The sequence below is a fragment of the Actinomadura sp. GTD37 genome (assembly GCF_041951365.1).
Lineage (GTDB): Bacteria > Actinomycetota > Actinomycetes > Streptosporangiales > Streptosporangiaceae > Spirillospora.
This window is the reverse complement of the sequence record NZ_JBGNUS010000013.1, coordinates 40,653-59,374: the sequence shown is the minus strand read 5'-3', so window position 1 is coordinate 59,374 and position 18,722 is coordinate 40,653. Positions and strand designations below refer to the sequence as shown.

At 63.8% G+C, this 18,722-nt stretch carries 22 protein-coding genes; 14 read left to right on the top strand and 8 right to left on the bottom strand.

Annotated features, from left to right (window positions below; all coding sequences use genetic code 11):
• Together ACA511_RS38180 and ACA511_RS38175 are read left to right on the top strand one after the other, a co-directional pair.
• A partial coding sequence (locus ACA511_RS38180) for a tetratricopeptide repeat protein (RefSeq protein ID WP_375029618.1) occupies positions 1-706 on the top strand: 706 nt, incomplete at its 5' end.
• Between the two features lie 404 nt (positions 707-1,110).
• Positions 1,111-1,506: a hypothetical protein gene (locus ACA511_RS38175; RefSeq protein ID WP_375029617.1), complete on the top strand. Its 396-nt coding sequence runs from the start codon at positions 1,111-1,113 to the stop codon at positions 1,504-1,506.
• Positions 1,507-2,264: 758 nt separating this feature from the next.
• Here the strand turns inward: ACA511_RS38175 and ACA511_RS38170 are convergent.
• The gene (locus ACA511_RS38170) at positions 2,265-3,926 is read right to left on the bottom strand and encodes an HNH endonuclease family protein (RefSeq protein WP_375029616.1); all 1,662 of its coding nucleotides are present in this window, start codon (positions 3,924-3,926) and stop codon (positions 2,265-2,267) included.
• 143 nt (positions 3,927-4,069) lie between these two features.
• Here ACA511_RS38170 and ACA511_RS38165 point away from each other — a divergent pair, with 143 nt between their 5' ends.
• The 7 genes from ACA511_RS38165 to ACA511_RS38135 all read left to right on the top strand — a co-directional run bounded on the left by ACA511_RS38165 (position 4,070) and on the right by ACA511_RS38135 (position 8,687).
• A complete protein-coding gene (locus ACA511_RS38165) occupies positions 4,070-4,663 on the top strand; it encodes a hypothetical protein (protein ID WP_375029615.1) in 594 nt (197 codons plus the stop codon).
• 92 nt (positions 4,664-4,755) lie between these two features.
• Positions 4,756-5,541, top strand: coding sequence for a helix-turn-helix domain-containing protein (locus tag ACA511_RS38160; RefSeq protein ID WP_375029614.1), 786 nt, complete (start codon positions 4,756-4,758; stop codon positions 5,539-5,541).
• Between the two features lie 76 nt (positions 5,542-5,617).
• Positions 5,618-6,028: an ATP-binding protein gene (locus tag ACA511_RS38155; protein ID WP_375029613.1), complete on the top strand. Its 411-nt coding sequence runs from the start codon at positions 5,618-5,620 to the stop codon at positions 6,026-6,028.
• Positions 6,029-6,150: 122 nt separating this feature from the next.
• Positions 6,151-6,996 carry a sigma factor-like helix-turn-helix DNA-binding protein gene (locus ACA511_RS38150; protein ID WP_375029612.1) on the top strand — a complete coding sequence of 282 codons (846 nt, stop codon included), beginning with the start codon at positions 6,151-6,153 and terminating at the stop codon, positions 6,994-6,996.
• 10 nt (positions 6,997-7,006) lie between these two features.
• Positions 7,007-7,849, top strand: a complete 843-nt coding sequence (locus tag ACA511_RS38145; protein WP_375029611.1) for a protein phosphatase 2C domain-containing protein — start codon at positions 7,007-7,009, stop codon at positions 7,847-7,849.
• An 83-nt stretch (positions 7,850-7,932) separates the two neighbouring features.
• Positions 7,933-8,451, top strand: coding sequence for a tyrosine-type recombinase/integrase (locus tag ACA511_RS38140; protein WP_375029610.1), 519 nt, complete (start codon positions 7,933-7,935; stop codon positions 8,449-8,451).
• Positions 8,439-8,687: a tyrosine-type recombinase/integrase gene (locus ACA511_RS38135; RefSeq protein ID WP_375029609.1), complete on the top strand. Its 249-nt coding sequence runs from the start codon at positions 8,439-8,441 to the stop codon at positions 8,685-8,687. The genes ACA511_RS38140 and ACA511_RS38135 overlap by 13 nt, the downstream gene beginning before the upstream one ends.
• Before the next feature lie 397 nt (positions 8,688-9,084).
• Here ACA511_RS38135 and ACA511_RS38130 read toward each other — a convergent pair whose 3' ends face one another.
• The 3 genes from ACA511_RS38130 to ACA511_RS38120 all read right to left on the bottom strand — a co-directional run bounded on the left by ACA511_RS38130 (position 9,085) and on the right by ACA511_RS38120 (position 11,979).
• Positions 9,085-9,618: a hypothetical protein gene (locus ACA511_RS38130; RefSeq protein ID WP_375029608.1), complete on the bottom strand. Its 534-nt coding sequence runs from the start codon at positions 9,616-9,618 to the stop codon at positions 9,085-9,087.
• Positions 9,619-10,467: 849 nt separating this feature from the next.
• Entirely contained in the window at positions 10,468-11,421 is a 954-nt protein-coding gene (locus ACA511_RS38125; RefSeq protein ID WP_375029607.1) for a hypothetical protein, read from the bottom strand.
• Positions 11,422-11,871: 450 nt separating this feature from the next.
• Positions 11,872-11,979 (bottom strand): transposase, encoded by a 108-nt coding sequence (locus ACA511_RS38120; protein ID WP_375029606.1) that lies wholly within the window; start codon positions 11,977-11,979, stop codon positions 11,872-11,874.
• A 1,027-nt stretch (positions 11,980-13,006) separates the two neighbouring features.
• Between ACA511_RS38120 and ACA511_RS38115 the strand changes: the two genes are divergently transcribed.
• Positions 13,007-13,462 carry a hypothetical protein gene (locus ACA511_RS38115; RefSeq protein WP_375029605.1) on the top strand — a complete coding sequence of 152 codons (456 nt, stop codon included), beginning with the start codon at positions 13,007-13,009 and terminating at the stop codon, positions 13,460-13,462.
• 37 nt (positions 13,463-13,499) lie between these two features.
• Positions 13,500-13,748, top strand: a complete 249-nt coding sequence (locus tag ACA511_RS38110; RefSeq protein WP_375029604.1) for a hypothetical protein — start codon at positions 13,500-13,502, stop codon at positions 13,746-13,748.
• Positions 13,749-13,914: 166 nt separating this feature from the next.
• Here the strand turns inward: ACA511_RS38110 and ACA511_RS38105 are convergent, their stop codons facing one another.
• The gene (locus ACA511_RS38105) at positions 13,915-14,721 is read right to left on the bottom strand and encodes an AAA family ATPase (protein ID WP_375029603.1); all 807 of its coding nucleotides are present in this window, start codon (positions 14,719-14,721) and stop codon (positions 13,915-13,917) included.
• A 280-nt stretch (positions 14,722-15,001) separates the two neighbouring features.
• Between ACA511_RS38105 and ACA511_RS38100 the strand changes: the two genes are divergently transcribed.
• Together ACA511_RS38100 and ACA511_RS38095 are read left to right on the top strand one after the other, a co-directional pair.
• Positions 15,002-15,244: a hypothetical protein gene (locus ACA511_RS38100; protein WP_375029602.1), complete on the top strand. Its 243-nt coding sequence runs from the start codon at positions 15,002-15,004 to the stop codon at positions 15,242-15,244.
• Positions 15,245-15,333: 89 nt separating this feature from the next.
• Positions 15,334-15,672: a hypothetical protein gene (locus tag ACA511_RS38095; protein WP_375029601.1), complete on the top strand. Its 339-nt coding sequence runs from the start codon at positions 15,334-15,336 to the stop codon at positions 15,670-15,672.
• Between the two features lie 242 nt (positions 15,673-15,914).
• Here ACA511_RS38095 and ACA511_RS38090 read toward each other — a convergent pair whose 3' ends face one another.
• The 3 genes from ACA511_RS38090 to ACA511_RS38080 form a co-directional block, all read right to left on the bottom strand.
• Positions 15,915-16,499 (bottom strand): guanylate kinase, encoded by a 585-nt coding sequence (locus ACA511_RS38090; protein WP_375029600.1) that lies wholly within the window; start codon positions 16,497-16,499, stop codon positions 15,915-15,917.
• A complete protein-coding gene (locus tag ACA511_RS38085) occupies positions 16,496-17,530 on the bottom strand; it encodes an AAA family ATPase (RefSeq protein WP_375029599.1) in 1,035 nt (344 codons plus the stop codon). Before ACA511_RS38085 ends, ACA511_RS38090 begins: the two co-directional genes overlap by 4 nt.
• 270 nt (positions 17,531-17,800) lie before the next feature.
• Positions 17,801-18,196: a GntR family transcriptional regulator gene (locus tag ACA511_RS38080; protein ID WP_375029598.1), complete on the bottom strand. Its 396-nt coding sequence runs from the start codon at positions 18,194-18,196 to the stop codon at positions 17,801-17,803.
• Between the two features lie 137 nt (positions 18,197-18,333).
• Between ACA511_RS38080 and ACA511_RS38075 the strand changes: the two genes are divergently transcribed.
• Positions 18,334-18,711, top strand: a complete 378-nt coding sequence (locus ACA511_RS38075; protein WP_375029597.1) for a hypothetical protein — start codon at positions 18,334-18,336, stop codon at positions 18,709-18,711.
• Positions 18,712-18,722: the final 11 nt, after the last annotated feature.

Here is an 18,722-nt window from a genome sequence, read left to right as displayed (position 1 = left end):
GCTGGTCGAGGTCGATCCCGGCCGTTATCGGCCCGATCTCGCCTATTCGTTGAGTCATCTCAGTCACACGTTGTACAGGCTGGATCGTTTCGCCGAGGAGTTGCCGGTGGAGGAGGAGGCGGTCGCCAATTACCGGGAGTTGGCCGAGGCCGACCCTGACCGTTACCGACCCGACCTCGCCCAATTGCTGAGCAACCTCGGCCACACGCTGGCGCGGCTGGACCGCCACGCGGAGGCGGAATCCGTGAGACAGGAGGCGGTTGCCAAGTACCGGGAGTTGGCGGAGGCCGACTCTGACCCTTACCGCCCTGCTTTGGCCAATGCTCTGCACGAACTCGGCCACACGTTGTATGGGCTGGACCGCTTTGTCGAGGTACTGCCTTTGAGGCAGGAGGCGGCCGCGATCTACCGTGGGCTGGTCGAGGTCGATCCCGGCCGTTATCGGCCCGATCTCGCCTATTCGTTGAGTCATCTCAGTCACACGTTGTACAGGCTGGATCGTTTCGCCGAGGAGTTGCCGGTGGAGGAGGAGGCGGTCGCCAAGTACCGGGAGTTGGCCGAGGCCGACCCTGACCGTTACCGACCCGACCTCGCCCAATTGCTGAGCAACCTCGGCCACACGCTGGCGCGGCTGGACCGCCACTCCGAAGCGGCATCCGTGAGACAGGAGGCGGACGCCATCCGCCAGCAGCTCGACCAAAGTTGACAAGGAGGCGGACGGCTACGTCTTCGCCACCGGATGGGGCGCACCCGTGACCTCCCTGATCAAGCTCCACAACGCCCCCAAGGACGGGACGTCACCGGCTGAGCCTCTCCCGCACGCTCGGCTTCACGACCTTCGCCACATCCACGCGACGCCCCTGCCCCTAGGGGACGTGGCGCGCCTGGGCCACCCTGACCCGGCGATCACGCTGCGGGTGTACCCGGTTAGCAGAACGGCCCTCTCCGACGTCGGAGGGGGCCAGCGACGCGGGAGCCGGCGAGGGGACTTGAACGCACAGGTGCAGCCCGGCGTGGGGCCACTGATCAGGGCCCACTACTCGTCGGAATAATGGCCTGAACCCCATGAGTGTTGAGCCTCATGGGGTTCAGGCTCGAAGGGGGCTTCCTGTGTTCTTGTCGCTGCCGACCGGCGCATGGGTGCTGATCGCGGTGGGCGCCACTCTCTTCAATCTCGCGGCCATGCAGTGGATTATCCAGATACCGAAGTACCGCAGGAAGCAGTTCTGGCTCCCGGCCATCGGCATCATCGGGGTCGGCGTGCGAGGTCTCGCTCAGAGCCACACACTGGGCCAGACCCTGTACCTGTACGCAGCCGTCATGATCATGTTCCCGGCGATGCTCGCCCCGGTGCGACGTCAGATCACCCGCGACTACTACCGGTGGGTCGAGGACCCGACCACGAAAGTCAGCGGGGGTGCGATGACCTGGATCGCCACCTCCATGATCTTTATGTTGCTGGCGATCGGTGCCGTCTGGGCGGTGGGCATCAGCACCTCGGCCTGAACCGAGGCCCCGCACCACCTCGGCCAGGGTCTGGATCCCCGCGCACGAGACAAACAAGCGCATCGAAGCTAGCGCCCCACACCAGCGGTCTCGAACCGGGTGAATGAGGACTCCGCGGCACCGACGGGCTGCAGCCCGACCGAGACCGGCTCGAGAGCAATGATCAGCGCCGGAATCACAGCTGTCGCTTGACTCCGTAACCACATCGGAGGTTTCACCCGGCGGGCGTAGCGACTGCTCGCCGTAGGGAACTCCGCCGCACGTGGTCTCCGAGATCCTCTGGCATGCGGGCATCGCCATCACCAAGGACACCTACGGGCACCTGGTTGTGGACGACAAGCGAGCGGCAGCGGAGGCCATGAGCGATGCCCTGTTCGGCTGAACCCCGTGGCTCCCACAATGGTGCGAGAGGCCCCTTGCGATGGTCGCAGGGGGCCTCTGAGCTGGGAGCCGGCGAGGGGACTTGAACCCCTAACCTTCTATTTACAAGCGAGATCAGCACCGTCCAGGCATGTCCCCACGTGCCCGCTGACCAGCGCCGCGACCTCCCGGACGTCCACACCCGTCCAAGATCATCCGACCCCGTTGTTAGCACCACCGTTAGCACCTACACCCATCCCGGAGGGTGCGCCCGCGCGAACGACGAGACGCTGTGACAGACCGTTTCGCGCGGGCGTACCCTCCGGCCCGCGGGGGGCTGGGGGCCGCGAGGCCCCCGCTTCGCGCTAGCCAAGCCCCAGCTAAAGCGCCACCTCAGCCTAAACCTGGCGCTCGGCGCCTGCGGTGCGCGCTTCGGCGGCGTGAGTTCCTTCTTTGTAACCGGAGTTGCAATATGGATGTGAGAGCTGTGCATTGTCAGGCGCCCCTGAGCCACCGTCTTCCCGGCGAAGGATGTGGTCGAATGTCATCGACCTTAGATTCAGTCTTGCGCCACATATCGCGCACTTGGGTGCCGTCTCGATTATGTTTCTTATGACTACGAAATTCTTGGTCTCTGTGGAGAAGTTTCGCCCATGACGCTTGTCGTCTTCGGTTCTCACCTTCACAGATGACCTTAGAGGCGACTGACTCTTGAGGCGCTCAATCACGTCCGGCTCAGTAAGCCCCTCTATGAGGGCTTGGTACACAGTTTTGTGCATCGTGAGTATCGGCGACACGGATCGCTGTAGGCTGCCGTACTTTTGAACGATTTGGTTGAGGAAGTACTTGTATTCAATTAGGAAGTCTTCAAAGTCTGCCCGTACGCTTGAGAACTTGGCCACTGCGCGATGCCGCTCCAAATCCTTTACAAAAGCTATGGCAGCAAGGAAGGCGGCCGGCTGGAAGCGTCCAGTAGCACTGTAGAAGTAAACTGCTGGATGTAGCCCCAAGGAAGCCGGATCCTTCCCGGCGATTCGGCTGGCAGCCCTTTTTACTGCCTGCATGCATCTTATGGTAGCGTGGCCATCTTCGTCGTCTTCGAGAACCTTAAGCGGTGCACCCTTGCGCCTTCTTTTGGGAGCCTCGTTGCGCCACATATCAGGTTCGAAATCGTTGACGAAGTTGACGAGTTCAAAGACCATCTTGACACTGTCTGCCGAGTACCCCCTGCCTGCGACGGGTAGGTCAGATGTCTTGATCTGTGAATCGAGATCTGGCTTGAAAATGAGATCGTATACCTCTTTCGCCAGTTTCTCGATTTCAGACTGCACCGAACTCTCGAACGCCGACCAGTACTTGTGCCCTGTTCCGGCCCGAATGAATGCGCGGGCCGCCAAGGCGTTTGGCTTACGGCGAGCCTTGATCATGCTTAGTTCTGTCTCGTCGATCGGCGTTGCCTGCTGATTTATCTTGAAAAATGAGCTTTCTGCCTTCTCGGCTTCACCTGCCACCCATTGAAGGTGGATGGCAAAAGCACTGAGGTTCCGTGCCAGCCTAAGCCGATCCTTGGGAGTCGTGTCGGAGTTTCGGAGGGCAAGACTGAGTTCACTGTAAGAACCCACGCTATCCCGAATTAATTCACGGGTAGCCTGAGCCGCTCTCTTCTGCTCCTCGGGAATGTTGTTATCGAAGAAACGCATTGAAGCATGCTTGTCGCCATAATCGTCATGAACCCATGCGATGAGCGCGCTAAGGCGATGCGCTCCGTCAATTACGAATATGTTTCCACTGATGGTTGAACGCCACAGGATCACCGAAGGGATGAGGTCGCCCTCCAGAAAGCTACTCACAAGTTCGGCGACTTTTTCAGGTGACCAGTTAGCTGTTTCGCGCTGGAAATCTGGCTTACGCAGGACATTATAAATCAGACTGTCTGGACCGAGGTCAGTAATTTTCATGGTAGTGCTTAGAATTGACGGTTGAGTTGAAGGTTCCGTAGTTGCTGCCTCGAAATCTTCTCGTGGGATAAGTGCGTCCATGTTTACGAGGGGTGCGGCCACATCCCCTCCCTTCCTGTGGTCTGGGGCAAGATCTGCCGTAACGACTGGCAAGGAGGCCCGCCCGGCAGCCCACTAGCAGGCGTGCCACCTCCGTCTAGAAGATGTATCGATGTCCGGGCAAGTTGGCACGTGCAAGCCTCTAAATGGCCGAAGCCGGTCGGCTGGGGCGGGTCGGCCCGGAGAGGCCGCATGCCCGGCCCGGACCGACCGGCGGCGGCCGCGTAGCGGGCGCCCTTGAAGACGAAGAGAAAGTTCTCATCCGGCTGGCTGACCTGCTGATCTCCTGTCAGGGTGAGGTGATGGTCGGATATGTCGCGCCTGAGCGGGGACCGGTGCTGGAGGTTGCGCTCAACATCCTCGACTGTGGGCGGTTCGGAAGCCTCGTGGTCGAGGTCGTCGGGCTGTTGATCACTGCCTCTGCTCGGTCGAACCTTTGGACTCTGCAAGTCGGCAAGCCTCACATGCCGCCGCTGGAGTTCGCGGAGGTCATGTCGGAGCGTGTCGAGTGCTGCTCCGCGATCGAGGACGCATGGGCTCGCTATCGAGCCTCAGGGCTCGTCGAGGCTCTGGCAGAGATCGCGGCCCTATCAGATCATCGGGAACAACAGGCCAGATTGGACGTGCTTCGCCCCGACAGAGATGCGGCTGAGCAAGCACTCTTGGTAGATCTCCGGGAGGCGCTGGCTCGGTATGAGCGAACGATGGAGTGGCGTCCGCCAGCCACGATGCACTCGTGACGGCTGCCTTGGGCCGTGGCGCGCTTGTCTCCTTAGCCGCGTCTTGATGGCGTGGCTGTGGGTGATCTTCCGGGGTGGTAGAACGCTCGGTTATGGGTGCTGAGCGGCTGCAGGAGATCGGGCGGGAGTTGCGGCGGCTGCGAACTGCTGCCGGGCTGTCTGGGGTGGGGTTGGCGGCTCGGGCTGGGGTTCCTCAGCCGACGGTGTCTCGGGTGGAGACTGGGCGGCGGGTCGCTGACCCGGAGGTGGTGGCGCGGTTGGTCGGGGCTCTTGATGTGGGGCCGGCTGAAGCCGAGCGGCTGTTGGGGCTGGTTCGTGAGGCTTATGCGGAGACATCCCGTCGGGTTGATGCTGGGGTGTCTTTCCGGGACGGGTCTGGGGTGGAGCTGCTTGCGGGGGCTCGGGTTGTGCGGGCGTTTGAGGCCGTGGTGGTGCCTCGGTTGTTGCGGACGGCGGACTATGCGGCTGAGGTTGGGGCGGTTGTCGACGGGTCCTCGGTGTTGGAGGACGAGGGGCGGCGGTTCGTAGTCGTGATGACTGAGGCTGCCTTGCGGACGTGGCCGGGGTCGGGTGAGTGCATGGCGAGGCAGCTCGCGCGGCTGGTGGAGGTGTCGGGGCTCGCGAACGTGCGGTTCGGGGTCGTGCCTGGGGCGGGGGTACCTCGTGTGCCGCTGCATGGGTTCTCGGTGTACGACGACGCGGCCGTGTCAGTGGAGACGTTCACGCGTGAGCTGACCCTGACCGATGCGGACGAGGTACGGGCGTACGTGGAGATCTTCGAGGGGTTCGAACGGGCGGCCGTGTTCGGGGACGAGGCGCGGCGGCTGGTGGAACGGGCGGGCCGTGATCTGCAAAAAGTTCTAAGCTCTATTCACTGAGCGTGTTGAATAGTCCCCTAGATCTGTCATACGCTGCGTCTCCCTCGGGGTGTTTAGCCCCCTAGACGCGCGGGTGGTGGTCGACGTGACGCGCTTGTCTCGACTGTTCGCGGGCCGACGCGATTCGATCAGTCAAGCCAGAGCCTTCGGGCGGGCCTTCATCGCCGACCGTGTTCCGGACGAGGTCGCCGGGCTGGTCGAACTGGTCGTGAGTGAGCTGTGCACGAACGCCGTGGAGCACACGGCGAGCGGGGAGGACGGCGGGAGCTACGTCCTCGAACTGGAGTTGCAAGACGGGCATGTCCGGGTGGCCGTGGTCGACATGGGAGCCCTGACGCAACCGGCGGTGAACGAGGAACCGAGCGGTCCGGACGCCGTTTCCGGGCGTGGGCTGTTCATCGTGGAGGCCGTCTCCAAGGCATGGGGCAGCGAACCCGTACGGGTCGGCCGTCGGGTCTGGGCGGACGTCGTCGGCGCAGCGGTGTGAGCGGACCCCCGATACCGCGCCGTCGGCGACGCTTACGCGCCGTCAGCTCTTCGACGGGCCATGAGCTTTCCGGCACAGTGTCTAGAGTCCTAGACTCCCTGGTAGAAGCCGGAGGGGGTGTCATGCCAGGCGAGTTGGAGCGCATCGCGCAGATCGATGACCCGTACGAACTGCTTCGCGCGGCGACTGAGCGCCTGGCAGAGGCCCAGCAGGAGGTCACCGAACTGGCGCGGCTCCGGCGGCGACTGATTCAAGACCTGTATGCGCAAGGGATGTCGTACGCGCAGATCGCGCAAGCGGCGGGGCTGAGCCGCGGGCGCATCCATCAGATCCGGCACACGGGACCGGCCCCTGAGGGAGCGTTCCTTGGCTCGGGTGAGGTCACCGTGGTGACTCCGCTGCGGCCTGACCCTGCCAGCGATCGGACGTATGTCGCGCTGGACGACCTCAAGACCGGGCAACGTGTGGAGGAGTTGGCTCGTACGTTCGGCCTAGCGGTGAACTCTGATCACGTGGGGATCGACGGGGGGATTGATCTCAACCGGCCTGGTCTGCTGGTGATCTGCGGGCCTCGGATGTCGCCTGCGATGCGTGAGGCGTACGACAAGGATCCGGTCCTGGAATGGGAGCGGGACCAGGCCGGATGGCTGCTGCGCGACACCCGGACCGGCGACGAGCACCGGTCGGGGCAGGAGGACGACCCGCCTCGGCCCTACGACATCGGATACCTCGGGCGGCTGCCCCGGCCCGACGGAAACGGCAGCTTCATCGCGATTGCGGGTGTGCACCCGGAGGGGTCGTTGGGCGTGGTGCATCTGCTGACCACGGATATCGGCAGTCTGTGGGGGCAAGTCGGCGGTGACCGGTTCTCGGTCGTGGTCGGTACCGAGTACGACCCGGACACGCATGAGCCGGTGCGGACGGAGCTGCTGACCCCGATCTACCGGCATGACGAGGCGCCGACCTGACGAGGAACGTATGCGTGTGCTGATCGCCAGCGAACCGGGACGTCCTGAGCGGGACAACGAGGACTTCGCGGCGGCGGCACCTGGGCTGCTGCTCGTGGTCGACGGGGCTGGCGCTCCGGCGGGCGTCGAGTCCGGGTGTGCGCATTCGGTCTCCTGGTACGCGCGCAACCTCGGCGGGCTCCTGCTCGCCGCTGCCAGTGACGTCGCCCTGGGCCTGGACGAGGCGCTTGCGGTGAGCATCGAACGCGTCAACGCCCTGCACGCGACGACATGCGACCTTGGGCACCCTGGCTCGCCCTCGGCAACTGTGGCGCTGGCAAGGGTCGGTGACGGTCGGCTTGAACACCTGGTGCTCTCGGACTCCGTTCTCGTCCTCGACCGGCTCGACCGGGGACCGACCGTCATCACCGATGATCGGCTGGCCGAAGTGATCGCGCGGTTGGACGAACCGGACGGCCACTCTCCCGTTGGCAGTGACGAGCACACGGGCCTCTTGCGGAGTCGCGTCGAACGGCTCGCCTCATACCGCAATCAGTCCGGCGGCTTCTGGGTGGCAAGCACAAAGCCGGAAGCGGCGGATCAGGCGCTGACCGGGTCGATACCGCTCGCTGAGCTGGACGCGGTTGCGTTGCTCAGCGACGGCGCTAGCCGGCTGGTCGACCGGTTCCAGTTGATGACATGGCCTGACTTGCTCGGTGTCCTGCGGAAGGCCGGTCCGGGCGAACTGGTCGCACGGACGCGCGAGGCTGAATCGACCGATCCGGACGGGATGCGCTGGCCTCGGGGCAAGGCGTCCGATGATGCGAGCGCCGTCTACTGGGCTGTGCAGGACCTGGCTTCACCCAATTTGTAGACCCCCCTAGACAGCTTTACCGCGACCTCGTTACCACCGGCGGACGGCACGGCAAGGGCCTCTCGCCTCGGACGGTCGCACACGTGCACTCGGTGCTTCGGAAGGCGTTCGGTAACGCCGTCCGCGTTGATGAGCTGATCGCGTCCAACCCCACGGAGCGGGCGAAGCGGCCCCGGCTCCATCGCGATGAACCGGGGAAGGTCTGGACGCCGGAGCAGCTCCGGGCCTTCCTACTCACTGCGGACGGGCATCGGCTGTCGGCGTTCTTCCGCCTGGCCGCGTACACCGGTGCTCGTCGCGGTGAGCTGCTCAACCTGCGGTGCCGAGACGTCGACCTCGACGGCGCATCGATCCAGATCAAGGGCTCGGTCGGGTTCGTCGCCGGCGAGCGGATCGAGGGGACGACCAAGAGCGGCCGGTCTCGCGTCGTCAGCATCGACCCCGGCACGGTCGGCGTCCTCAAGGCCCACCGGAAGCGCAAGCTCGCCGACAATCTCGAAGCGGGGGAGTTCTGGAAGGGCACGGACGACGGCCACGTATTCGCGACGGGATGGGTGAGCCGGTGCATCCGGATACGGTCTCTTCGCTTATGGCGACGCTGATCAAAGAGCACAACGGGATGGACGGCGTCGAGCCTCTCCCGCACGCTCGGCTTCACGACCTCCGCCACGTCCACGCGACGACTCTGCTCCTGGCGGGCGTCCCCGTCCACGTCGTGGCGGCGCGGCTCGGGCACGCTGACCCGGCCATCACGCTCCGCGTCTACGCCCACGTAGTGAACGAGCAGCTCGCCGAAGCGGCCACGATCTTCGCCGACAGGATCGACGGTGCGGCGTAGACCCTGCTGTTAGCAAGCCCGTTAGCAAAAGCCCCCTTGTGATGATCGCAAGGGGGCTTTGAGCTGGGAGCCGGCGAGGGGACTTGAACCCCTAACCTTCTGTTTACAAGAAACCGGCCAGTCCAAGACCGCCATCTTCACCGCAGGTAGAACCATGTGTGGCTGGTCGCCGGTGCCAGCAGTCGTAAGCCTCTGTTGCGGTACTTCCGTGCTGTACTTCTCGGCTCTCTAGCCGGTGACGTGAGCTTCCGTGCCGATCGGTCCGGGATGCTCGTTCGCCCGAACGGCGACCAATCTGCGACAGATCGTACCCCCGACGTGCGCCCCCGCTCGCGGGGCTGGGGGCGCGAGACGCCCGCCGCGCACGTCCAACCAACAGGGTCGACACTGGCAAGATTTAGCGTTCCCGCAAGAACCTCCTTGGATTCTTGCGCAGAGGCCCGCCAACCTCATCAAGACGGGACCGCCGGGCACGACTCACGGCAAAGATGGCATCAGCGAGCAGACCCGGCTTCCAGGCCACGTTTAACTCTTGGATTCCCGCATAGTGCGCCGACAGCACCCTTTCGAGAGAATTTAATGCTTCTTTAACGAGAACCTTGCCCTCAAATTCCCCCAACGCTTCCAGTTCGGCTCGCGCAGGCCCAAGAGAGTCTACTATAGGAAGAATAAATTCTTTACGCTCTTCCCAATTTGCAACATCCATATGCGGCGACGTCAAGATGTATCGATTTGCGGAGTTGGCAGCGTTGATGCACTGTTCAAGGAGAGCTTCGAAATGTTTCAAGTCAATGTCGAGCAGTTTTAGCTCAGAATCAACCCGGATTCGCACATGCGCTAAATAGCGTTGCGTAAAATATGTTACGGCGCCGACAATCAATGCTGATCCAGCAGTGATAATAGATGCCCAGACAGGTGCCTCGATGCTCATGCGTGTCATTGTTCCGCATGCCTATGAGGATTGGTGCCGGTTCCGCTCTTCTCAAGAAGTTCTGTCCGGAAACGGCCCCAAGGCTCTGCTGCATCGTTCAGTCTGCCGCACGCACCGGCGCAGCGAGACCGAACCGGCTACCCCTCCCCAGCCCCGGCGCCTCACCGTCCGGACCACCGAAGACCCTCTACACCCATGTGCGGCCCGGGACGCACACGGAAGCCGCAGAACGGGTCATGCGGCTGATGCCCGGCAAGGACGCCGAAGACCGTCCAACGCTGGGGTGGTAGTGGACTGGTCGCAACTTGGTCGCAATCGGACCGGTTCCGGGCCTGAAAAACCCCCGTTCAAGATCGAAACAGGGGGCTGACGTGGGAGCCGGCGAGGGGACTTGAACCCCTAACCTTCTGTTTACAAGCGAGATCAGGACCGTCCAGCGGTGTCCCCACAAGTCCCCTGACCAAGGGCCGCGACGTCCCGCACGTCCACACCCGTCCGAGATCATCTGACCCCGTTGTTAGCACCGCCGTTAGCACCCGCACCCGTTCCGGAGGGTGCGCCCGCGCGAACGGCGAGACGGTGTGACAGACGGAGTCGCGCGGGCGTGCCCTCCGGCCCGCGGGGGGCTGGGGGCCGCGAGGCCCCCGCTTCGCCCACGCTCAGCCCTCTGAGCCCAGCACACGGCATGATCCCCTCGATGTGATATCGGGGACCTAGCACACGACCATCTACGCTCACGCGGCGCTGGATGAGAGCGGCGGGCTCAGCCGTACGAACGGTGAGATGGTGTGGTGAATATTCTCGCGGTGGATAGGCCTTCTGATCTGCAATGCTCTGGAGCGCAGTCTTTCAGTCGGCGGGCTTCCACCATTCGGTTTCGGGGTCGTCGGCGATTCTGATGTCATCCGCGTGCGAGACGAGCTCGCTCTCGAGTCCTGCAGCCTCCAATTCGTCGCGGTTCTCCAACCGGAGTTCGCAACATCCACACACGAATCGACTCACCTTCAGGTAGGCGGTGACTCCCATGACGGTTGTGATGTATCCGCCCTCACCATCAAATTCCACGTCTTCGTCCGGCTCGTAATGCACTTGCCCGATGTAATTGGCGTTCTCCTCGCCACATACGGGACAGGTAACTGCAGCCATCCTCTCCGATTCCATAATTACCCTAATGGCCTGTGTTTGCCGTGCGAGCATCACGGAGCCTCGCTCGTACTCGGGGATTCGCGCTAGGATCTCTTCGATTCTGAGCTTGGCAGCAGCCATCCGATGCTTGACATCACGCTGTATCTCATTGAGGGATTGAGAAATCAGCGAATCCACCAACTCATTATGGCGTCCCCAGCGCACGTGTTCCGGAACGGAGAGCGCCTCGAACAGTTCGTTGCTAACACGCAGAGCGGCGACCAGAATCTCTCTAGTCGCCTTCTCGTCCAGGAAGCCGGTATGCACGACACCGTCCCGAACGTTGATGAGATCGTTGATCCGTTCTGGAGTCGTAAAGTCGGGAATAACCTTCTTTAGGCGTTCGACCGCTTCCCGGGCGCTAATTGTCCGGGGAAACTTTTTCGCTGCCTTGTCTCCGTGCCCCGTCAGATGTAGCAAAGAGTCCCATGACCCGTTACGCAACTCCACCAAGAGCGCCGGGTTCATGTTGCAGAGGTATGCCTTACTCAGATGCTCCAAGCTAATGGCAGCGTTTACAAGGATCACTCTGGTGTCGTTTTCGGTGTACGCCTTGAGTGCTCGGTTAGCGAAGTCCAAGGCCGAGTCGAGGAGGAGTTCACGGTTGACGGTGGTCACCATGCAAAGAGTAGTTACTTCCTCGAACGATGGCATGCCATTTGTCCCGGCTGTCGTACTGGGCAGCTAGCCACATCTCCCACCCCCTGGGCTACCAACCTAGTAGGGCTGGTTACGTGAGGGCCGGGCTGGTGGCCGACGTGGGCTTGTTGTCGCAGGTGGGACAGCGTCCGGCCCATAAGGCCAGGAGGGCTTGACTCTTCGGTAGCGCGGCACTGATGGCCGCCCCATCGGCCGGCGGGCCAGAGCGGTGCGCTGGGTGGCGACTGGCAGCAGCGTGGTGTCAGCGCCAGCCGGAACCTCCCGCGGTGGCCGTAGCCGGCCCAGCACACAGTTCATCGAGCATGTCGATCGCCAGCGGCCACTTGGGCACATCCCCCAGCATCGGCCGGGTCGGGGGGACGGTCGGCGCCGTGCGAACTGGGCAGCCACTCGCGCGGCACCGTCCGCTCATCCCAGGCCCTCGGAGAGGAACAGTCGCCAGTTCAGCGGGCACGAGGCGGCGTCGGTGACCAAATGACCACTCGGCATGGCCTGGCAGTTGGCGGTCTTGCCCAACGCCCTGCAGTACTAGCGAGCCACGCACGGCAAGCAGTCACCAACTGGCCTCGTACCCGCTGAAGCGCTGATGTCAGAGTGACAGATGATACGTCTGGGACGCTCTCATCCTCGGCCACGGCGTATCCACGAATCGTCTACCAAGGCTGACGTAGTGCGGGAGACTATGAGGATGGAAGGCAACGCAGAAGAGTGGGTAGCCCGCCATGAAGAGGTTCAGCGTCTACTTTCAGCGGATCGTCGATCATTTCGTGCTCTTGCTGAAGCGAGGTGCGCGAAGGATTTTCGGCTTCTAGGGGCCACCTACCATATGAGGGACGGCATCTGGCTGTGGCATTGCGGCCAACGTCTAACTCCAGAGGAAGCCCAGCGAGAATCACACGCAAATGCTGCAGCCGAGTTTGAGTCGCTCACTGAAGATGGATTCTCTCAACAAGAGGCATGGGAGATGACGCTGGGCGCAGTTGAAGGGGAATCATTCTGTTCTCCAGTAAGGAGTACCTACGACTCCCAAGGCGTCGTTAACCTAGGAAGCCAGGCACTCATAAAGAAATACTATGAAGAGTCCTCGTTGACCGAGATCAGAAAAGTGGACCGTGCCCTAAAGGGTGAATTTTCCAGTTGCCCAAGATGTCGCCTAACTTATCTCATCGAGTACTCAGCCATGCGTCATTCATCAGGGATGAGCATTGCAAATAGATCGCGCGCCGCCACCATTATCGCACCTGGTAGGGTAGTGTCTTCTGACGCCAATCCTCGATACGCGACAGCCCTTCACTATGGAATTAGCCACTCTTGGCAAGCCACACCATGGAGGCTGATATGAGCGCCAGCGGGGGGATATAAAATGCTGACCCCGGATCGACGAAGAAACGAAGTGCGTAGATATCTTCAAAGGAGCAGGAAGAAGCTTCGAAGGATAGTAGAGGCTCGGTGTCCAAATGACGGAAGACTTCTTGCGGCAGTCTATCCAGTTCGGAATGAATTTTGGGTTTGGCATGCTGGTGAAAGGTATACACCGCAGCAGGTGAGCGAAGAACTTGATGATCTCACCTTTGAGACATCGAGCATGTCGGCCGATTTCGTCGACACCGGCAATGGGTCCAGAACCTTCCCTGATGATGTATATAGACTAAATGAGCCGCTCAATGCTTATAAAAGTTACACAAGAGAACAGGTAACTACAGCATACCCTTTTGGCCCTCTAGCTAGTTGCCGAAAGTGTCGAGCCACCTACGCAATAGACCCGCTGGCAATGGAATATGCGACCGGCGAGCACATGGCGGGTGGCTATAAAGAGAAAGGATTGGTTTACCCCGCGCGCGTGGTGAATGTTGGTGATGCCAACTTCACTCCAGATGATCAAGATGAGCTTCCCTGGAACATCGCGGCTGCAATGACCTCCGAGGCTGTGGCATCATGGGGTACACAACAGAACACCTCTCAGCGCGTACGTGGCTCGTCGAACAGTTCCGTGGAGTAGCGCAGCACGGACTAGACCCAAGGAGGGTCTGTTCGGCATGTCCATACTCCCCATGGCTGCGGCCATCCTGGCGGGCGGCGCGATGTTGGCGGTGGTTCTTCTCGTCACCTGGGTCGGCTTCCTGTACCACAGGGCGCTTCGGCTTCCTGAGTGTGAGCAGAAGCATGCGCAGCGCGTATTGAGTGAGCTTACGGAGTTGCTGACGGTTGTGGCCGACCTCGGCCGACCCGAGGAGCAGGAAGAGGTTAAGCCTTCCCGGCGCAGCAAGCGCAGAGAGATCAGTTGACCCCCTCCGTCTTTCCATGAGATTGCGCCCGCTCGGCTCGGCGGGACCGGCCCGAAGAGGCCGCACGCCCGCCGAGCCGAGCGGGCCGCTGGCGACGCGTAGCGGCGCCCTTGAAGACGTAGAGAAAGTTCTCATCGGGCACGGCCGGGAGGCTGCTGACCTGTGGTTATGGCATGAGTCTGGTTAGAGCTCTGCGGGTTTGGTCGGCGAGGCTTACGGCTGCGCCTAGGCGGTTGTCGATGGTGAGGTGTGCGGCCTTTGGTGGGTCTTCGGTGTTGAGGCCGGCGGTGTACTCGTCCCAGTTGGCTAGCTTCCAGCCGTCGCGTGGGGCGTCGCGTTGCTCGATGTACTCATGCATGGTGTCCAGGTCGCTGTGGACCCAGATGGAGGTCACGTCCACGCCCTTGGCCCGGCAGCGGTGGGTGAGGCGTGGGAGCCAGTTCGGGTTGCTGAGTTCGGTGATGAAGGGGGCGGCGAGGATGATCGATACGCCGCAGTCGATGTTGCCGTAGGCGGCGCTCATGAGGCACCGGTACTCGGACGGGCGGACCTCGTCGCGGTAGAGGCCGGTGTGGCGGTCGTGCTGGTCGGCTCCGATGGAGATCAGTAGGCGTTCGGTCATGCGGCGGGTGAGGGCGTCCTTGTCCAGGAACGCCCATCCGGACAGGTCGGAGAGGAACCGGGCGAACTCGGTCTTGCCGGACCCGGCGTAGCCGCCGACCAGGACCAAGACGGGGTTGCCGCCGGCGTTGGCGACGGCGCGGCCGTGCCAGGCGTTCGCGAGTCGGGTCTTGAGGGCGTCGGCTCCGGGGAAGAAAGCCGAGAGGTCGAACGGGGTGCCGTCCTGGTCGGGGTCGCGTCCGTGGGCCTGGGCTGCCATGCGTTCCAGGACGGGGAGGGGGACGTTGTGGGCGCGGGCGAGGTACGGCAACCAGTCGTCGGGGATGCGTAGTCCGCGTTCCCAGCGGGACACCTCGTGTCGGGTGATCGTGTCAGACCCGGCGAGGTCGCAGAGTTGGGCAGCTAGGGCGCGTTGGCTTCTGCTGCCTCGTAAGCGTGCCAGATATGCGCCGAATGCTCGTCTTGCCTCGGTCGTCATGGGCGGCTACCTCCTGTGAGCAAGTCTGGCCCCCTGCTGGCCCCTTGTCAGGCTCCTTTGTAAATCGCGGGACGGCGAGACGCTGGCGTGGCGGTTGACGACATGCCGCACGGGCCGATCCGGCTCGTCCACCACCCCCTGAGGACACCCCGCGATGGAAACGCGTGCGCAGATCGAGGAGCCGGCGCTTCGCCAGCTCCGGGAAGAGTTCACCGGGCATCGGATTTGGCGGGCTCGACGCTGGGACGGGCGTCCGGGCGACTGGGTCGCGACGCTTCATGACCCGGCGGCCGGTGTCGACGCGACGGTGATCCGGTCGGACTCGGCGGCGCTGCGTGAGGCGCTGCTGCAGGAGCGTGCCATCGCGGGCCGTCCGGTGTTGAAAAGGGCCTGGTGATGGTGGTCTGGACTCCCCCGCCATCACCGGAAGGGGCCGCCCGCGCGCTGGGTGGGGCGGCCCTGGGGGAGGCTGAGGCGGCGCGGCGGGTGCCTATCCCCCCGGATGCACTCGTCGCGTCGCCTCGGCCGTCCACCGCGCGGCGGCAACTGAACCGGCTCGCGCGGGCGCTGGAGCGGCGCGGGTGGCGGGTGGATCGCCGGTACGCCGAAACCCGGCCCCTGCTGCTGGTGCACTTCCCCGGGGTTACGGGCCTGGGCGACAGCGTCATCGTTGCCGCCGGGGACGGCGGTTGGTGGTACCGGTCCAGTACCGGAGAACTGCTCGCGCCCTGCTCCAATACCGAGCTGGCGGTCTCGCGGGTGATGACGGCGCTGGATCGGTGGGTGTCGGCGACGGGCTGGTCCTGGGGGACGGACGGGCCCTGATGGACACCGGGGCGGCCCTGGACGAGATCGCCGCACGCTTCGGCGTCCCGTGCTGGCTGGGGCCCCACACCCGGACCTATTGGGCGCTCGTGCACGGTGACGGCGGGTGGCGCCTGGTGGAAGCGGTGTCGATACGAGAACTGGTCATGGCCATCACGCGTCCCGACGGGTGGCCATGGCCTTGATGGCCGCGCGGCAGGGGGAGCGGTGGGGTGCCGTAGGACCCTGCCGCGCGGTCATCACTATTCGAGTTCGGGTACGGGTTCGGGCTGTCCGGGGCCGGTGTGCACTGCTGCGAGGATGCGGCGGGCGGTCTCGGCAGGGTCGGCCTGGTCGGTATGGATGACGAGATGGAACACGGGCGCTGTCGCGGTCTGGAGGTCGCTGCGCGTCTCGTCCCATGCCTGGAGGCGCTTGGGTGTGTCGACGTCTCCGCGGTGCTTGGACCGGTCGGCGCAGACTGCTCGGGGAATCCAGAGGAGGGCGGCCGTCCAGTCGAGCGGGGCGGCGGCGCGTAGGCGCTGGAGGTCGGCGAGGTTGCCGATGTGGACGATCGGGACCTTATCGGCCTCGATCAGGGCGGCGATGTCGTCGCGGTCAACGGCGTAGACGTTGCCGTAGCGGTGGGTCTCGACGACCAGTCGGCTGGCGGCGCGTAGCTCGTCCAGCTTGTCGGACGTGACGTAGCGGTATCCGGCGCTGCGGCCGGTGCCGACTTTGAGCTTGGGCAGGAGGGCGTACCGGTCGTCCTGGCGTGCCAACTCGGCGGTGACGGTGTCCTTGCCGCTGGTGGGCGGGCCGTAGAGGATCACGCCGGGACGGCTCATGTCAGGACCCTACGCAACGCCTCCCGCGTCTGGTCGGCGATGCTGATCGCCGCGCCTAGCCGGTTGTCGACGGTGAGGTGAACGCCGGGCGGGCTGTGCTGGGTGTCGATCGTGCTGGCGTACTCATCCCAGTTGGCGAGCTTCCACGCATCGCGGGGGGCGTCGCGGAACTCGATGTACTCGCGCATCGAGTCGACGTCGCACCGGACCCAGATCACGGCGACGTCTACGCCCTTGGCCTTGCAGCGGTTGGTGAGGCGTCCTAGCCACGCTTCGTCGTTGAGTTCGGCGATGAACGGGGCGGCGAGAATGGTGGATATGCCGCAATCGATGTTGTCGTTAGCGGTGTCCATAAGGCATTTGTATTCGAGGGGCCTGACTTCTTTCAGGTAGAGGTCGGTGTGCCGGTCGTGCGGGTCGCCGTCGAGGGAGAGTAGTAGGCGTTCGGTGAGGCGGCGGGTGATCGAGTCCTTGTCCAGGAATGCCCACCCGGACACGTCGCCGAGAAAGCGTGCGAACTCGGTCTTGCCTGATCCGGCGTAGCCTCCGACCAGGACGAGTGTGGTCGTGCCGATGGCACCGCTCATGGCGCGGCCTCGCCAGGCGCTGACGACTCGGGCTTTGAGCGCGTCGCCGGCGGTGGGGTCGCGGTCCTGGGTCTGGTCCGAGACGCGGTCGAGCCCCTGCGTGATGGTGCTGGCGGCGTCCTCGGTGGCGGCGGGGCTGAGCGGGGCGGGGAGTGGGAGCGTCAGGTCTCCGGTCTGCTCGCCAGGGAGCGGGAGACGAAAGCCCAGTTCGGGCTCGCTGGCCTCGTACAGGAGGCAGTAGGCGCGGCGGTAGTGCGGGCCTGGGTACATGCTGCCGCTCTCGTGTCCCCAAAGCGTCTGGAAGTTCGCCGCGACCCTGAGCCCGCCTCGCTCGGCGACCCTGCGCAACTTGTCTCCGGCGGCCTCAAGACTCAGCCCGTGAGTCTCTCGGCGTTCGCGCAGTCTGGTGGGCTGCCAACCGGGACGCTGCTTGGTCGTGGTCATTCGTGGCCTTCCGTTTCGCCGCAGATGTCGGCACATATGCGCATGTCCCGAGCGTCTGCCATGGGGGTGTGAAAGCGGACGTATAAACGGACGTGAAAGAACCCGATGATGCATTAGTGATGGGCTGGCGGCGTCTCCTGCACTGAAATATCGGTGTGCCGAACGAGAGAACGGATCATGGCGGGAGGCGGTCACCGGTGGCGGGTGAAGGCGAGCAGGGGCGAACCGCGCGGGAACAGTTGGAGCTGATCCTTGCGGAGCTGGACGAGCTCATTTGCCGGACTGACCAGCTTGCGGAGGCTCTGGAAAGACGGACCGTTCGATCCGGGCAACGCGCTCCCCGAGATCACGGACGGCGGCGAGTACTTCCGTGAGCTGCTTCATCGTCACGTCGTCCTCGTCGGTCGCCGGCGCGGCCTCACTGGGCGGGCGGGCGTCGGCCTGGTCGCGGACGAACACGCCCTTGCCCTGCTGGCCGATGACCGCGCCTTCGGTTCGCAACACGCTGACGGCGGCCTTCACGACCCCGGCGGACACCTCGTACTCCTCGCGGAGCCGGGCCGTCGACGGTAGGGCCTGCCCGGCGGCGAGTCGCCCGTCCCGGATCTGTTTCCGCAGGTCATCGGCTATCTGCAGGTATCCGGGCCGTCCGGTCCTCTCGACCACTCATCTGCCTTCCGTCGGGGGCTCCGACTCAAGTTCAGCACACCCGACCCGCCAAGAAAACCATGGCGGCCTTGACAGCTTGGCTGTCTAAGTCGACTATGTTGTCTAAGTAGTTCGATGAACCTCGGAGGTTCTCCATGCGCAACATCCCGGTGGACGTGTCGGCGCTGACGTTCGTGTGCGTGTCGCCGCCGCGTCCCAAGCTGGTCAATCAGGACACGGGGGAGGTGAAGACCGACCGCAACGGCCAGACGGTGTTCACGGTCGGGTTGTCGGCCGCCGACGCGTCGGGGCGGGTGGACCTGCTCAACGTCGCCGTGGTCGGCGACCAGGCGGTGACGATCGGGGAGGTCGTCACGCCGGTCGGCCTGGTCGCGTTCCCGTGGGAGGCGGTGTTGGGCGGGGAGAAGCGCTGGGGTGTGGCCTACCGCGCCGAGCGGATCGCGCCCGTGTCGGCCGTCTCGCCGTCGTCGGTCTCCGCGTCGGATGCGTCCGCTGCGGCGGGCGTGGCCTGAGCGGCGGCCCG

Excerpts from the sequence above, each read along its gene's own strand:
- ACA511_RS38165 (WP_375029615.1), top strand. The coding sequence starts at position 4,070 with ATGGCCGAAGCCGGTCGGCTGGGGCGGGTCGGCCCGGAGAGGCCGCAT.
- ACA511_RS38160 (WP_375029614.1), top strand. The coding sequence starts at position 4,756 with ATGGGTGCTGAGCGGCTGCAGGAGATCGGGCGGGAGTTGCGGCGGCTG.
- ACA511_RS38150 (WP_375029612.1), top strand. The coding sequence starts at position 6,151 with ATGCCAGGCGAGTTGGAGCGCATCGCGCAGATCGATGACCCGTACGAA.
- ACA511_RS38145 (WP_375029611.1), top strand. The coding sequence starts at position 7,007 with ATGCGTGTGCTGATCGCCAGCGAACCGGGACGTCCTGAGCGGGACAAC.
- ACA511_RS38135 (WP_375029609.1), top strand. The coding sequence starts at position 8,439 with ATGGCGACGCTGATCAAAGAGCACAACGGGATGGACGGCGTCGAGCCT.
- ACA511_RS38130 (WP_375029608.1), bottom strand. The coding sequence starts at position 9,618 with ATGAGCATCGAGGCACCTGTCTGGGCATCTATTATCACTGCTGGATCA.
- ACA511_RS38110 (WP_375029604.1), top strand. The coding sequence starts at position 13,500 with ATGTCCATACTCCCCATGGCTGCGGCCATCCTGGCGGGCGGCGCGATG.
- ACA511_RS38100 (WP_375029602.1), top strand. The coding sequence starts at position 15,002 with ATGGAAACGCGTGCGCAGATCGAGGAGCCGGCGCTTCGCCAGCTCCGG.
- ACA511_RS38090 (WP_375029600.1), bottom strand. The coding sequence starts at position 16,499 with ATGAGCCGTCCCGGCGTGATCCTCTACGGCCCGCCCACCAGCGGCAAG.
- ACA511_RS38085 (WP_375029599.1), bottom strand. The coding sequence starts at position 17,530 with ATGACCACGACCAAGCAGCGTCCCGGTTGGCAGCCCACCAGACTGCGC.
- ACA511_RS38075 (WP_375029597.1), top strand. The coding sequence starts at position 18,334 with ATGCGCAACATCCCGGTGGACGTGTCGGCGCTGACGTTCGTGTGCGTG.